The organism is Lunatibacter salilacus (assembly GCF_009797935.1).
In the GTDB taxonomy this organism is placed as follows: Bacteria; Bacteroidota; Bacteroidia; order Cytophagales; family Cyclobacteriaceae; genus Lunatibacter; species Lunatibacter salilacus.
On record NZ_VOLC01000006.1, the window covers coordinates 202,043 to 217,400 of the forward strand.

The following is a 15,358-nucleotide window of genomic DNA, read 5'->3' on the forward strand; positions in this document are numbered from 1 at the left end:
GGCGCAGTAATATAGTGAATTTCAAAAAATAAAAAGCTATTTTTTTGCTTCCATCACTACTCTAAATCCCACATCATATCCATTTCCTGGGCCTGCACCATGGAAAAAATAATGGGCATTGACCACGTCTGAGGTAAAGCTGCCTCCCTTAAGTACATGTTGGGTTCCTGTAGTGGGTGGTGTTGGCGAGGCAAAGAGATCGTCGTTGTAAAAATCCTCCACCCATTCCCAGACATTTCCCAACATATCGTACAATCCCCAAGCGTTTGGTTCCATCTGGCCAACCTCCTGTGGACTTCCCTTATCAGTGTCTTGAATCCAAGCAACCTTTTTTGTAGCGGCCCAAGACAACAACTCGGACTCCCCTGCCCTAGCCGCGTATTCCCATTCAAATTCAGTAGGCAACCTATAATGGGTTGAAGAATCCAGTTCATTCAGTTTTTGGGTAAACTTCTGCACATCTTTCCAGGTTACTTTTTCTACAGGAAAATTATCGGTAGACACCCCCAGCTTATTCTCCTGAAATACTGACGGGTTATCTCCCATAACCGTTTCCCACTGTTTTTGCGTCACCTCAAACTTACCGATATAATAGGGGTTTTCGATCTTCACGCTAAATCCCGGCTGGGAATGCAATGCGATTAATTCCTGACATTTTATGTAATCGAAATCCATCCAGTCGGCATCTGAAGGTGTATATGGGCTTTCCGGTGGATCTGGACATTGTAACTCAAGACGCCCTACAACCATAGTGCCCGGTTGAATCAGTATAAATTCCATCCCAAGCATATTTGTTTGGGTTGGTGGGTTATTCTCCTGCGCCAAAACAACCTGGGGTTCCAGTAGCTGCATGAGGAAAAGACCTATTAAATATATAATACATTTTTTCATACCCTCTATCTTTCCAGTAACCGAATATTCCTATAGGAATGACTTGCGCCGGGTTTCCAAGAATAGGCACAGCAACTTCCGCCAGGGACGGGAAGATGGGTCGAGCTCCAATGAAGCTGCAAGCCAATCATCCCCTCGGTGACATCGCCCAGGAGGTCATTTCTTTCCATTTGGATTTCCCACATATGTACGCCATTGATCCATAAATTAACCAAGGGAACGATGCCTTTAATCTCAATATGAATGGCATTCCAATCTCGTTTTTTCCAGATATCCGTCAGGTTTGGCGCAGGAACAGTAGTCGAGGTCCGCAGCATTTCGCCAAAAAAAGCCCCCGTACCCTTTTCTCCATCACCGACAATTTCCAGCTGATACCCAGATCCACTTTCTGATGACCTCAGGATAACCCCTCCGTTGGTACCCGGCGTACCTTTATAATCTAGATATAAATCAAAATCCGTATAGGCACTATCCGTCAACAAAATTCCTCCCATGCCGTAGGGATTCTGCTTCATCACTAATCTGTCGCGCTCCCAGTGAAAATCACCCTTAGTTCCATGATGTGTTGTCTTGCTGGCATGCCAGCCGGACAGATCTTTGCCGTTAAAAAGTGCCTTTTCTTCATTTAAAGGGCGCTGATTTGGACCTTTGCTACTAGCGCATCCTACTAGAACAAGAAGTGATATCCACCAAATGGAATTTAATGAAATTATTCTGATACTTATTTTGATCGACTCTACCACTTCCTGCATTTAATTATTGATGAAGAAATTCAATACCAGTAATGATCACCAAAGCGTCACTTTCCTTAGACGAAGCATTGCTAATACGGATATAAATATCCTGCAACCCTTGGATATCGGACACATCAACCGAAGCCGGTTTTCCCGATGCCTCTCCAAAGAAGGGTCCTTCTCCATCCTTTGTCGGGATAGGCAATATGTCTTGCGGAGATCCAACCAAGGTACCAGAAGGTGAGCCAAGTCTTATTTCCAGAGTACCCCCAATAAAGTGAGACCAATGCCAAAACCTCGTTATGGCTCCAACCCGGATGGTATGAACTCCCGTCAGGTCCACTTGATGAAAACCGAGATACCCACCCTTTCCGGTAATGATAAATCCTGGATCATCCGTAGAGGGAGTAAAGGAGATTCCCTCATCGGAAAATTCATCCGCAGATTCCGGCGCAAATAATGGATAACGAAGCAGCCTGATATCCTGACCTGTCAAATTTAGCCCAGGTACTCCTTCAATACCCTGATCTTCATATTGGGAAATAAACAGGTAGGCTCCAGGTTCAATATCAAACCTATAAAATTTACCCAACCGATCTACCGGCCTAGTTAATTCCCGTGGTGACAACTTGAAATTACCAGCTCTTTCCAATTCCGTCAGGGACGATTCATTTCCTGCCAAACTTAGTATATAAGCTGAAAGTTGTGCCCGTTCGCTGTCTGAAATCATTGGATGGGGTGGCATATGTGCATCGCCCCATTCTCCAGTACTTCCCTCAGCTATGCTTTTTACCAATATCTCATCAGCATTGGCCATTCCCATATATTTTCGGGAAACCTCCCGATAGGACGGACCCACTAACTTTTCCTCCTTTCGATGGCAGCTCAAACAGTTGAAATTTTCCATTAATGTTTCGGCTTTGAGGTGGGTGACCGGTACTCCCGGCTTAAGCAAATTATCTTTGCGCAACTGATTTAATTGCCCGATAGTCAATCCGGACGGAATATATTCCGCAGTCACGGTTAGCCTACTTTGGGAAATCTCCGGATCCTCCCTGTCACTTACCTGAACCCGAAAATCTATGGATTCATTCGGGAAAAAGAAGGTTTGATTCCCCTTTATTATATCGAAGTTTACCACAGGAGGCTGGTTTCCCACCACTAGTTCCAACATTGTAGTGTCGGATAACGCTTCCGGATCTGAGACTTTTAAGGTTACTGTGTAAAGTCCTTCTCTATCCGCCTTCCATATAGGATTGGGGGAATCGAAAAACACCTCCTGCCCCATCCCGGTTATCGTCCAATTGTAATTCAATTCACTTCCATCATAATCTAGGGAACCTTCCGCAGACAATTTTACAGCCATGGGATCATCTTGGTATCCGCTAATCGCTGTTGCTTGGGCAATGGGCGGGCGATTACCGTCATTATAGACAATTTTTGAAATCTGACCAGATATGCCATATTCTACTATATATAAATCTCCCGAAGGACCAAAATCCATGTCTAACGGCTGTTTATGTTGCAATAGATCTTGGGGCAGTAAAGGCTCAATATGCAGCACCTTTGACCTTTCTTCATCCATTGTCAACACCATGATCCAATTCCTGACATAATCCGTAACCAGCCATTTCCCTTCGTAATAGGAAGGGAAAACACGTTTTCCCACCTCATCTGAAAAATCGGCCTGTCTAAATACCGGTCCCCCTACAGCGGAACGGGCCGCACTTCCCAAAATCGGCCAGTCTTCATCTACCCTGTAGGGATAGGACACCAAAGAAGGCTGTGCTGCAGGAAGCTCCTTTATTCCAGAATTGTTCGGAGACTTGTTGACAGGATTCTCAGGATCAAACGGCTCCCCATAAGACTCCTCCAAATAATCATAACTGGAATAGGGAAGGTTTTCTCCGATAAAGTAAGGCCATCCAAAATTTCCGGGACCTTTCGCTATATTAAATTCGTCATACCCCATAGGTCCTAAACGCTCTGAATCCATTCCCGCATCAGGCCCCACTTCCCCCCAATGTAAATATCCTGTCTTTGAATCCATCGAAACCCTCCAGGGATTTCTATTGCCCATCACATAGATTTCAGGCCTGGTATTCGGTGTTCCGGGTGGGAAAAGATTTCCATCCGGAATGGAATAAGTCCCGTCAGGATTTGGTCTGATACGGAGAATAGAACCTCTAAGATCGTTGCTATTGCCTGCTGAACGTCCAGAATCCTGACCTCTGCCCCCTTCATTCGTAAAAGCGAACGGAGCATATTGAGAAGGTGCCGTGTCACACCCCACTGACAAAAGTAAATTCCCATCCTGGTCCCAAGTCATACCCCCGCCGAAATGCTGGCCATCCGGTTGTTCCCAGAAAATTTTCAACACGACTACCTCTGATCCTTTAACCAAGTGGCCCTCATCATCCAAATCAAACCGACTCAAACGCATATACTCACCTTTATCCACCGCAGCTGAAAAATATAAATAAATCTGCCGAGTACGTTCAAAATCTTTATCAACCAACAATCCAACCAAGCCCGGAGCATCTTCCGTGGCAAGAGCCACTCTTCCAAGTACGCTAATTTGACCCAGCGTTTCATCTAACCGCTTTACTGAACCCGTCCGCTCTATCCAATAAACCCTCCCCTTTTCGTCAAAATCCAATTGGATTGGTTCTTCCAAGTCTTCGGCCAAAAGTTCATAAGTAAACCTTGTTGGTTCGGGTTTAATTGAAGGTTCCGGATTTTGAGGGGCACATGAAAAACACAAATAAAAATATATGACTGGTAAGCCTATTCTATAAAAAGGGATGAATATAGATCTCATAATGTAAAATTAACCCATTACTTTAGTTAATTGAACCATTCTGATAAAAAATATAGGTATACCGACTTCAGCTACCTTATTTTACTGATACATCGTCCCATTCTACCTAGCAAAACGAATTTTTTAATTTTTATTAAATTTTTAGTTGTAAACTAAAAAATTCTTATTAACTTTATCATGCCGATAGAAAGATTTAGTTCCCTTAATTTTTGCTTTATTAAAACTAAACGATTAATTTGTAAAAAAAACACCATGAAAACATTAACTAGAGCAGAAGAACAGATTATGCAGATCCTTTGGGAGTTGAAGGAAGCATATGTAAAAGACATCCTGGAGCGGATGGATGACCCAAAACCCGCTTACAATACGGTATCAACGTTTATCAGGATACTTGAAACGAAAGGCTTCGTAAAGCATCACCCGATCGGGAAATCGCATCAGTACTATCCTATTGTCACCAAAGATGAATATAGAAGCTTTTCCATAAAGCGGCTGTTGTCGGGTTATTTCGGAGGTTCATTTACCAAAATGGCAAGTTTCTTTGCCAAAGAAGAAAATTTGAACTTGAAAGAATTGGAAAGAATCATGGATGAAGTCAAAAAGGATGTAAAATGATCAGGTGATGGCTGAATTTATCAATTACTTTTGGCAAAGCTTTTTCTGTCTTTGCTTCTTTTTCGGGATCTATTGGGTCTTTCTGCGGGATGAGAAATCGTTTCGCTTCAACAGGGCCTATTTACTGATCACCCCTGCCCTGGCCCTTTTATTTCCAATGATGGAAATCCCCGTAAGTTTTGATAAACCCAGCATCTCCCTCGAGCACACCGACCTATTAAGGGCACTGAAAGAACAGGCTGATGTCGAAACCATTGGCACCTTCGGTCTTCCAGAATTCACCGTGACAGACACCAAACTTCCTCTGCTGTGGGAAATCAAAGATTATCTGCTTTTCACCTACCTAAGCATTGTGGTTCTATTGTCATTCAAATTGTTTTGGCAATACCTACAACTACGGCAGATGCAGGAAAAAGGCTGGTATCAGACGGTCTTCAAATTAAAAGGAGACTATTTTCTGATACCAACCTTTGGTCTGGCACCGGTGTTTTCATTCTTCAACAGGCTGTTTTGGGACGATACCCAGGTACTCACACCTGAGGAAGAATCCCATATCATTCAACATGAACTCGAACATATTCACCAAAAACATACTTGGGATGTGCTCTATTACCAGGCACTGAGCATCTTGTTTTGGTTTAACCCCGTCATCCACCTGATGCGGCTTTCGCTGGTGGATCTGCATGAATACCTGGCAGATGAAAAGGTGCTGGGAAAAATCGAAAACAAGTCTAGCTACCCCAAATTGATCGTCAAAATGGCATTTAAGGGACTGGATCTTCCTATCGGCAATTACTTTATCCGATCTACTACCTTAAAGAGAATAATGATGATGAAAAAGTCAGCTAAAATAAACTGGTTTAAACTGGCCATGGTATTGCCCCTCACGGGGATGCTGTTTGGCCTGGTAAGTATGAAAACCGAACGCGGGTTGGTGCTTTTCACCAATTACGAGACAGCAAATATCCGTACGATCAAGCAGCAGATGCTGGATTTCCAGGATTCCCTTAATGTGGGGATAAAGGTTAGAAGTTTGAAAAATCCCGTACACTATGAAAAAATAAATCCTCTGGAAAATGGCATCCTCAAATCTCAACTGGGTGAATTGGAGTATGAGTTTTCCGGTATTAAATCCGATGCAGACTATCTGAAAGTCCGGGAGCTTATCCAAATCCTGCGGGCTAATTCCCAAATGAAGAAAACCTACGAAAATGCCATGAAGCCAATGGAGGTACAGAACATACCCAAACCCGTTGATGGCTGGAAGGCATGGGAAGATTTTCTCAGGTCCAAAGTGACTGTTCCTGAAAAGGAGGAAGCCTTGGGCCTTGCCGGGGTCGTGGAACTGGAATTTATAGTAGATCAGGAGGGAAAGATACAGCATCCGGTCATTCGCAGAAGCTTTGGAGGCGGATTGGATGATCAACTAATTGCCGCCTTGAAAGGCAGTGAGGTTCCTGCCTGGGAGAACGGTACAGCTGATCAGAAACCTGTCGCTGTCGTCATGACCTATCCTGTGGGATTTGATTTCCGAAAGGATGACCAACCCCAAACTGCCTTTTTCCCCCAACCAAGTTCTGTACTGAGGTCACAAAACTACCCTCGAGGAGGATCTAATGATACTGAAATTTTTGACGTGGTTGAATCCATGCCCGTACCTCCCGGAGGAATGGAAGGTTGGAATGCTTACTTGAAAGAAAACCTGAAGTACACGCAGACAGGCAAAGATCAAAAAGTAGAAGGTACCGTCTACGTGGTTTTCGTAGTGGACAAAGAGGGTAACTTGCAAAATCCGGAAATTCTCAGGGGAATCGGAGCCGGCTTGGATGAAGAGGCTATTCGGGTGGTAAAAGAATCTCCGACATGGAAACCCGGAATGCAACATGGCCAATTGATGAATGTGAAAATGCGACTGCCTATACGATTTAGATTGCCTGAAAAACCCGTCGGTCAGGACGACCGTGTGGAAGAACTCAAAGCCGAAAATGCCGATTGGAAAAACGGAGCTATACAACCTGGAGAAGTATTTAATAAATATTTGCAACGGAACTTTAACTTTCCTAAGGAATCCCGGAATCAAGGTACTACTGGGACCGTACTCTCCCGACTTTCTTTTGACAGTAACGGGAAAATAAATAATGTCACTGTAATCAAAGGACTGGATGATGATATTAACGAAGAGGTAATCAAGCAAATGAAATCCGCTCCAAATTGGGAGGTAAAAGAGCCAAAAGGCAGTTTCGAGGCCATCTTTCCCGTTACCTTTAAACTAAACAATCAACCCGTTGATGGGCCAGATTTTCATTCTGTACTTGGTAAGGGTTTAGTAGTTCATGGGTACGGCCCGCAATCAAAATTTCAAGAACCCAGTGCAAAAAACAACAACATCATTACCATTAAACTAATCAATGACCAGTTGGTCAACTTCAATGGATTGATATTACCGGTTAATCCGAAACTATCTGACGCCATCCAAGCAACATTGGATGAAACCGGATTAAATCCCACTGATATAACCGCCCACCTCAGCGCAGAACCTGATGTGAAAATGGGAGTTATCCAAGAAGTGCAAGCCGCCCTGAGAACAAATCGGATTAATAAGTTGCTCTACACCAGCTCCAGACTAAATGACGGTCGTCCGAAGAACAACGGTTCATTTACCCCGCTGGAAAACCAACCCTTGGTTGTCCTTGATGGAGTTGTAAACGCCTCCTTGGATGACATTGATCCAAAAAATATAGAAAGCATTTCCGTCATAAAAGATGGAAAAGCAATAAACCTTTATGGCAGTGCTGCCAAAAACGGAGTAATATTAGTTACCTCAAAGAAATAACCTATTTATACCAACTATTATTGGGTACCTTTTGCCACCAACATTTATCCGGGCTGTTCTTCGAAGATGCAGCCCGGTTTTTTTTCGATCAAAGAGAAGCCCCTCCACATTGGTGTTCTTTGATATTTCCCATATGCGGTAATGACCCATTCAAATTATTTTTCCGTCCTTAGATCATAATTTCCCTTTTTTGGGATCTATATAAAACTGAAACTTTGGGATTGTTGATAACTCAGTTATATACCTTAATTCCGCAGTACTTCCCAGTAACTAGTGATCCTTATGATGAAAAACCATCCAGGTCTCACCCGTTTAAATTGAACAACTAGCAGATTATCAACAAAACCTAGCAGGTTTGCGGATTTTAGGTATATATTTGAAATACTTCAATTACAACTAAACTCCCCCTTCGATGAAAATAAATGCGTTGAGCCTACTAATTTTTTGTTTCTTTTTGATAGGAAATATTTCAGTAATAGCACAGGATGAGTTCAACTACGATGAATCCAAGGTGCCGGCCTACTCACTACCAGACCCTTTCGTTTCCCAGTCCGGAAAAATAATTACCAACGCGAATACTTGGGAGTTTGTCCGCCGACCGGAAATCATAACCCTATTTGAAGACCATGTCTACGGACAAGTTCCAAAAGATTTTGACGCCATTACCTTTGAATTAGCTGGTGAAGACAAATCTGCCATGGGAGGCCAAGCCCACCTGAAAGAGGTGGATATCACTGTCACCAAAAATGAGAAACAAATAACCATTCGGCTAATCCTTTTCTTACCAAACGGGCAAACCACACCGTCACCTGTTTTCCTATTGATCAATCACCGCAATCATGAAAACATTGACCCTACCCGTCAGGTGAAAATGGACTTCTGGCCTGCGGAAAAACTTATTGAACGGGGGTATGCAGCTGCGGCATTTCATGTGCAAGACGTTTCCAACGACAACAAAGATACCTTTAAAGAAGATATTCTGGAGACACTCTATCCCGAACAACTGCAAATGGCAAACGGCATGCGGGGATTGGGAGCCTGGGCTTGGGGTGCGATGCGTGTCATGGACTATTTTGAGCGGGATCCGCAAGTAGATGCTTCGAAAGCCGGTGTGGTGGGTCACTCAAGGGGAGGTAAAGCATCCCTTTGGACCGGGGCTCAGGATACCAGATGGGCCATCACCCTCAGCAATGATTCCGGTTGCGGAGGCGCAGCCATCTCCCGAAGAAAATTCGGGGAAACGGTAAAGCGAATTAACACCAATTTTCCGTATTGGTTTACAGACAATTTCGACAAGTACAACGACAACGAGGATGCCCTTCCCATTGACCAACATATGCTGATTTCAAGCATCGCTCCCAGAGCGGTCTATGTTGCAAGCGCCGTTGAGGACGAATGGGCTGATCCCAAGGGTGAATTTCTTTCTTTAAAAATAGGAACCAGAGTTTATCGGGATATATTTAATCTTCCGGTTGACCTGCCTGCACAACTTCCCGCAATCAACCAACCGACCCATCTCCCCTATGTAGGTCATCATATCCGTGAGGGAAAACATAACCTGACTGCCTATGATTGGGAACAGTTTATGGATTTTGCTGATTTGCTTTATGCCCGTTAACAAACATGCCCATGAACCGAAGAAGATCATTCCTGAAAAAAAGTGCGGCTGTAGCAGCCCTCTCCCTAACCGCTTCACCTAGATCCATCGGTAGCAATAGGAGTATATTTGAGTTAACTGCAAAAGATATGGGATTGGACATGTGTTTGGCCTATTTCTGGGGAATTGAACCCCGCAAGGTAGCTTTGGCGAAACAAATGAATGTACTGGGTGCAGTGGGAGGAATCAATCCCGGTATGGCTAACCACCAAGGATCAAATCCATGGGACTTGGACGTAATCAAAGGAGTCAAAGCTTCCTGGGAAAATGTGGGATTACGGTTAAAAGTAATTGAAGGGCCTCCCACCTTAGGTACAGCCACCAAATTGGGGTTAAGCAGCCGTGATGAGGAAATTGAGAATTTCATTACCCTAATGAAAAATCTTTCCTCAGTGGGCATAGACATTATCTGCTATAACTGGATGCCAGTAATCAACTGGGCAAGAACTTCCTTGGATAGGCCTTCACGGGGTGGAGCATTGGTCAGTGCATTTGATATTGAGGATATTCAGGATCAGGAAAAAATTACGGAATTTGGCGAGTTATCACACGATAAGATGTGGGAAAATCTAGAATATTTTCTCAAGGCAGTTATTCCGGAAGCCGAAAAGCACGGCGTCAAACTGGCCTTACATCCCGATGACCCACCGATAAGTGATATGCGGGGAATCCCCCGGATAATGACCTCGGTAGATGCGTTTAAGCGTCTTATTGATATTTACCCCAGCCCTAGCAATGGGTTAACCTTTTGCCAGGGGAGTTTTGCCTCCATGGGAGAAATGGATAAGGGAGTAGATATTCCCGCCGCCATCCGCTATTTTGGAAAGCGGGATACCATCCATTTTGTTCATTTCCGGGATGTTCGGGGGCATGCGACCAACTTTGAGGAAACCTTTCATGATGACGGCAAGACCGATATGTATGAGGCCATGAAATGTTATTATGAAGTTGGATTCCAAGGACCTATTCGCCCTGACCATGTACCGACGATGGCGGGCGACAGCAACGACAAGCCCGGCTACAGTACCATCGGAACCCTATTCGCCATCGGCTATATGCGCGGATTGATGGAAGCTGTGGTTAAAGAAAACGGATAAAAGAACAATCCATAGGAGAGCATGCCCAACAACAAAATCACAATAAGAACCACCTTCAGTACTTTTAAAATCATAGGATAATAAATAATTATGAAGGTTTTTTTCAGTTTATCTAAGATCCGAAAGACTTTCCCCTAACGTGGAAATTCTTAATAAAGAAAAACCTTCCAGGTTTCACCTATTTAATTGCCTACCTAGAGAATTATCAACAAAACCTGAAAGGTTTGCACAGCTTAAGTATTACTTAATTTCCCAAACACACGGCCCTTAAGCAATGGCTATTTGTTCCATTATTAGTTTTTCCAGCGATAAAAATCCATTTAGTTATCAAGGAATTGAAAGGTTTTTTGCGATTTTGTCGCATTTCTTAGGGTCTTACGCATGGGAATTGCTATATTGGTTTGCCTAAAATAACTTCAAAAAACTAACCGATTTTTATACATGCTAACCACAGAACAGAAAACTCAAATCCAAAAACAGGGCATGGACCTGATATTGGTGGAAGAACAGATTAAGAATTTTCGGGATGGATTTCCCTTTCTTCACATTCACACCCCAGCCGCCATTGGTGATGGTATCAGGGTGTTGGACGAAAAAACACTGGAAGCCGCTTTGGGGACCTATAAAGAATACTCCCCGCAAAAATCCATTGTCAAATTCGTCCCCGCAAGCGGTGCTGCCAGCCGTATGTTCAAAGACCTCTTTGGGTTTTTGGAAAGCGGACACAACGATTTGGAAAAAGACACCTTTACAAAGAAATTCATCGAACAGCTTGGAGGCTTCGCCTTTTATGAAGACTTGGATAATAGTCTAAAAAAGGCAGGAAGCAGTATTGAGCAGGCGATTGCTGAGCAAAACTACCAGCTGATCGTCCAGCATCTACTCAATGAGGATGGATTGGAATATGGAACCCTGCCTAAAGGATTGCTGAAATTCCACGCTTATCGGGATGGAAGTAGAACGCCGGTACAAGAACACTTTGTTGAGGGAGCGCAGTATGGACTGGGGCAAGGCAAAGTAGTGCGGCTGCACTTTACTGTTTCCCCGGAACATCAGGAAAAGTTCGAGACACATATAGCGAATATTAAACCTAAAATGGAGCGCCATTTTGGGGTTACTTTTGATATTTCCTTTTCCCAACAAAAAACATCCACGAACACGATTGCGGTGGATATGGACAATAACCCGTTTGTGGAAGAAGATGGGGAAATCCTTTTCCGGCCAGCCGGACACGGCGCGTTGCTTGAAAACTTAAACGACATCGACGGTGATATTATATTTATAAAGAATATAGACAACGTAGTTCCTGACCGTCTAAAGGAACCAACAGTCAGATTCAAACGTGCAATAGGCGGCGTATTGTTGGATGTACAACGTGCAGTCTTTAGGTCCTTGGAATCTCTGGACAATGAGGTGAGCGAATCCACCGTTCAAGAGGCAAAAGAAGTCTACACAAAGAAAATCGGATCCAAGCTTCCTGATGGTTTTGAAAGCCGTACGCTGGAGGAACAAGCTACATTCCTTCGCAACAAACTAAACAGGCCGATTCGGGTATGCGGCATGGTGGAGAATACAGGTGAGCCTGGCGGCGGTCCATTTTGGGTCAAAGAACCGGATGGGTCACTCTCGCTACAGATCGGAGAGACCGCTCAGTTGGACCTCGACAATCCAGAGCAAAAAGAAAAATTCAAAAAGTCCTCCCATTTCAACCCCACCGATCTGGTATGCGGAGTGCGTGACTATAAGGGCAACAAATTTAACTTGCTCAAGCACCGGGACCCGAAGACGGGTTTTATCACTGAAAAGTCAAAAAGTGGCCGTGCCTTAAAAGCCCAGGAGCTGCCCGGCCTATGGAATGGTTCCATGTCGGACTGGAATTCAATTTTTGTTGAAGTCCCTTTGATTACCTTCAATCCGGTAAAAACAATCAACGATCTTTTAAGAGACGTGCATCAATAATTCACAAAAAAATGGCAGCAGGTTTATTTCTCATAACTAGCTGCCATTTCTCCCTTTAAATCCCAAACTAATTCATCCATGAAGCTAAACCCTATTCTACGACATATTGGTCTCTTTTGTGTTTTGATATTTATCAATGGTATTTCATTTGCCCAAGTCGGGGTGGGTGTGAAGCCTCCTAAAGGAGCGGAGATGCTTATTGACGGATCGAAGAAAATGCTGCATAAAAAATGGCAATATTGGGAAGGACCCCGGTTTTCGGCGGAACCTCCTATCAAATGGGAAATCGTAAAAGACCCTGTGGACAAAGGTAATGCTGTCAGTTCAAATGACCCAGCAGGGGCCGGTGGAAAGTATGGAGCAGCAGACATAGTAACCAAAGAGGAGTTTATGGATTTTAGGCTGCATGTGGAGTTTTTGATTGCCAACGAAGGTGGTAACAGTGGTGTCTATTTGCAGAATCGGTATGAGATTCAAATTTTAGACGGGGACACTACTTCTCACGGCATGGCAGCCATCATCAACGAACACGCCGCCCCTTATCATCCGTATAATGGAGTTGGTGCCTGGAATGCCTATGACATTACCTTTAAGGCAGCCCGCTTTGACGACAAAGGCAAGCTGACTGAAAAGGCACGTGTAACCATCTATTTTAATGGTGAGAAAATTCATAGTGACCAGTCCATACAGCAGGTCTGGGGAGGACCTAATTCCGGAATGGACGGGGGAAACGACGGAGGTAAGGGAATAACCGATCGGCCTGGAGGTATAAAACTCCAAGCGGAGGGTCACGAAGTGCTCTATCGAAACATATGGATTAAAAAACTAGACTTAGAGGATAATGACACGGATTTTTAATATAGTATAATTTGGAAAGCGTATTAATTACAATTTTTTACTTTAAACATTAAATTATCACGTTTGGAATCAATTTTGTTTAGTTAAATCTGAAACGAAAAGTTAACTAACAATCTATTCCATGAAAAATTTATTATTTAACACGAAAAGATATAGTAAAAGCTTAATTGCATTTGCTGTATTATTTCAAGCTTCTATATTGGGTTGGGCCCAGGTTGAGGCCACCAATGAAATTATTGAAGAAAATATCTCAACAGAAGACGCATCTGTCAGCATCACCAAAGTCGTAAAAGGCTTGGAACACCCCTGGGCAGTTGCTTGGCTTCCTGACGGAAAGATGTTGGTCACAGAAAGACCCGGCGGCCTGTATCTGATCGATGGCGAGCGGGTGATTAAACTTGAAGGGATTCCTAAAATAGATCCCACCGAGGATGACATCTCCCCTACGGAGGGTGGTAATCAGGGTGGATTATTGGATGTGGTTGTGCATCCGGATTATGCCTCTAACGGATGGATTTACCTCACTTATTCAAGCCCCGGCGATGATGACTCGGTTACCAGTGGAGAAGATGACTATGGAACAGGTACTGCCCTTGCACGTGCTAAAATCGATATTGATAACGCAACACTAACAGACCTGGAAACCATTTATGCGCAGGTACCAAGGACTAATCCTGGAAGGCATTATGGTTCAAGAATATTATTTCCAGGTGACGGAACAGTATTATTTTCCATTGGCGACAGGGGGTTGAGATGGAATTCCCAAGATCTGACTGATCCTGCCGGGTCAATTATTAAAATTGCGGATGATGGAAGTATCGTAGAGGATAATCCATTTGTAGGCGTGGCACCGGGAAACCTCAGACCGGAAATATTCAGCTATGGACACCGGAACAACCAAGGATTAGCCATGAATAAAGAAACAGGAGAAATCTGGGCTACCGAACATGGTCCAAATGGTGGGGATTTACTTCACCGTATTGAGGCAGGTAACAATTATGGCTGGCCACAAATTACTTTTGGGAAGGAGTACTCTACAAATGAAAAAAGTGGATTAGCAAAAAACAAGGCACCGGGAATCACCCCGCCAGCGCATATATGGGAGGAAAATATGGCTCCTTCGGGACTGGCATTCTACCATAATGGGAAGATTAACTCCTGGGATGGAAACCTGTTTGCCGGGTCATTGCTTAAGGAGCAAGTTCAGCGCCTGGTAATCGAAGACAACAAAGTTGTTCATGAAGAAATACTCTTCACTGAAAAAATCGGTAGAATAAGAGATGTTAGACAAGGCCCTGATGGGTTCCTTTATTTGGTTACTGACGAAGAGGACGGCGGAGTGTACCGGATTATCCCTGCTGAATAATGCTTGAAAAATGATCTTTTATTTAACCACATAGTTCACAGTAGTTCACATAGATATTTTTGATTTCCTTAGCGGCTTCTGAGAAACCGTTGCGTCCGCCGCGAGAAAAAAAGTGAACCACAAAAGGGAAGGAAGTTACTCAAAGGACATGGAGGAGTTTCATATAAAACTTTGTGGTCTTTTTTACTATGTGTACTATGTTACTATGTGGTAAAAAAATCATTTGGACCGTCCAGGTCTTCGTTGCACCCGTTGCGAGAAAAAGGGGAACCACAAAGAGGCCACGGAAGACACGTAGGATTTAAAAAAAACTCTGTGCCCTTTGTGAATTCTTTGTACTCTCCTTTGTAGTCATTTTTTAACCACATAGTTCACAGTAGTTCACATAGATATTTTTTCTATACTTTAAAGATATTTCCGCTTATCAAAATCGCAATAATCAAAATTGGATGTTTGGGGAATTAGAAGTATGTTTAAGCTATAACTTTGAACATGATCGTTTCTTTTAAAGTCGATGACCTTCCGAA

General features: G+C 43.5%; 10 protein-coding genes. 7 read left to right on the forward strand and 3 right to left on the reverse strand.

From position 1 onward, the window contains the following. Positions 1–36 precede the first annotated feature (36 nt). Genes FQ608_RS10355 through FQ608_RS10365 form a run of 3 tightly spaced genes read right to left on the reverse strand, consistent with a single transcriptional unit; the run spans position 37 to position 4,446 of the window. Positions 37–852, reverse strand: coding sequence for a formylglycine-generating enzyme family protein (locus FQ608_RS10355; protein WP_158858132.1), 816 nt, complete (start codon positions 850–852; stop codon positions 37–39). Positions 853–896: 44 nt separating this feature from the next. After that, positions 897–1,643 carry a 3-keto-disaccharide hydrolase gene (locus FQ608_RS10360; RefSeq protein ID WP_158858134.1) on the reverse strand — a complete coding sequence of 249 codons (747 nt, stop codon included), beginning with the start codon at positions 1,641–1,643 and terminating at the stop codon, positions 897–899. A gap of 4 nt (positions 1,644–1,647) precedes the next feature. Continuing rightward, positions 1,648–4,446, reverse strand: a complete 2,799-nt coding sequence (locus FQ608_RS10365) for a PQQ-dependent sugar dehydrogenase (RefSeq protein WP_158858136.1) — start codon at positions 4,444–4,446, stop codon at positions 1,648–1,650. Positions 4,447–4,698: 252 nt separating this feature from the next. On the opposite strand from FQ608_RS10365, the gene FQ608_RS10370 reads away from it, so the two are divergent. The 7 genes from FQ608_RS10370 to FQ608_RS10400 all read left to right on the forward strand — a co-directional run bounded on the left by FQ608_RS10370 (position 4,699) and on the right by FQ608_RS10400 (position 14,831). Then, positions 4,699–5,061, forward strand: a complete 363-nt coding sequence (locus FQ608_RS10370; RefSeq protein WP_158858138.1) for a BlaI/MecI/CopY family transcriptional regulator — start codon at positions 4,699–4,701, stop codon at positions 5,059–5,061. A gap of 7 nt (positions 5,062–5,068) precedes the next feature. Further along, on the forward strand, positions 5,069–7,894 hold the full coding sequence (locus FQ608_RS10375) for a TonB family protein (RefSeq protein ID WP_158858140.1): 2,826 nt from the start codon (positions 5,069–5,071) through the stop codon (positions 7,892–7,894). Between the two features lie 412 nt (positions 7,895–8,306). Then, on the forward strand, positions 8,307–9,512 hold the full coding sequence (locus FQ608_RS10380; protein WP_158858142.1) for a glucuronyl esterase domain-containing protein: 1,206 nt from the start codon (positions 8,307–8,309) through the stop codon (positions 9,510–9,512). A gap of 11 nt (positions 9,513–9,523) precedes the next feature. Next, positions 9,524–10,648 carry a mannonate dehydratase gene (locus FQ608_RS10385; RefSeq protein WP_199856355.1) on the forward strand — a complete coding sequence of 375 codons (1,125 nt, stop codon included), beginning with the start codon at positions 9,524–9,526 and terminating at the stop codon, positions 10,646–10,648. Positions 10,649–11,089: 441 nt separating this feature from the next. Continuing rightward, a complete protein-coding gene (locus tag FQ608_RS10390; RefSeq protein WP_158858144.1) occupies positions 11,090–12,607 on the forward strand; it encodes a DUF4301 family protein in 1,518 nt (505 codons plus the stop codon). 78 nt (positions 12,608–12,685) lie between these two features. Continuing rightward, positions 12,686–13,465 (forward strand): 3-keto-disaccharide hydrolase, encoded by a 780-nt coding sequence (locus FQ608_RS10395; protein ID WP_158858146.1) that lies wholly within the window; start codon positions 12,686–12,688, stop codon positions 13,463–13,465. A 121-nt stretch (positions 13,466–13,586) separates the two neighbouring features. After that, the gene (locus tag FQ608_RS10400; protein WP_158858148.1) at positions 13,587–14,831 is read left to right on the forward strand and encodes a PQQ-dependent sugar dehydrogenase; all 1,245 of its coding nucleotides are present in this window, start codon (positions 13,587–13,589) and stop codon (positions 14,829–14,831) included. Positions 14,832–15,358: the final 527 nt, after the last annotated feature.

Excerpts from the sequence above, each read along its gene's own strand:
- FQ608_RS10355 (WP_158858132.1), bottom strand. The coding sequence starts at position 852 with ATGCAGCTACTGGAACCCCAGGTTGTTTTGGCGCAGGAGAATAACCCA.
- FQ608_RS10360 (WP_158858134.1), bottom strand. The coding sequence starts at position 1,643 with ATGCAGGAAGTGGTAGAGTCGATCAAAATAAGTATCAGAATAATTTCA.
- FQ608_RS10365 (WP_158858136.1), bottom strand. The coding sequence starts at position 4,446 with ATGAGATCTATATTCATCCCTTTTTATAGAATAGGCTTACCAGTCATA.
- FQ608_RS10370 (WP_158858138.1), top strand. The coding sequence starts at position 4,699 with ATGAAAACATTAACTAGAGCAGAAGAACAGATTATGCAGATCCTTTGG.
- FQ608_RS10375 (WP_158858140.1), top strand. The coding sequence starts at position 5,069 with ATGGCTGAATTTATCAATTACTTTTGGCAAAGCTTTTTCTGTCTTTGC.
- FQ608_RS10380 (WP_158858142.1), top strand. The coding sequence starts at position 8,307 with ATGAAAATAAATGCGTTGAGCCTACTAATTTTTTGTTTCTTTTTGATA.
- FQ608_RS10385 (WP_199856355.1), top strand. The coding sequence starts at position 9,524 with ATGAACCGAAGAAGATCATTCCTGAAAAAAAGTGCGGCTGTAGCAGCC.
- FQ608_RS10390 (WP_158858144.1), top strand. The coding sequence starts at position 11,090 with ATGCTAACCACAGAACAGAAAACTCAAATCCAAAAACAGGGCATGGAC.
- FQ608_RS10395 (WP_158858146.1), top strand. The coding sequence starts at position 12,686 with ATGAAGCTAAACCCTATTCTACGACATATTGGTCTCTTTTGTGTTTTG.
- FQ608_RS10400 (WP_158858148.1), top strand. The coding sequence starts at position 13,587 with ATGAAAAATTTATTATTTAACACGAAAAGATATAGTAAAAGCTTAATT.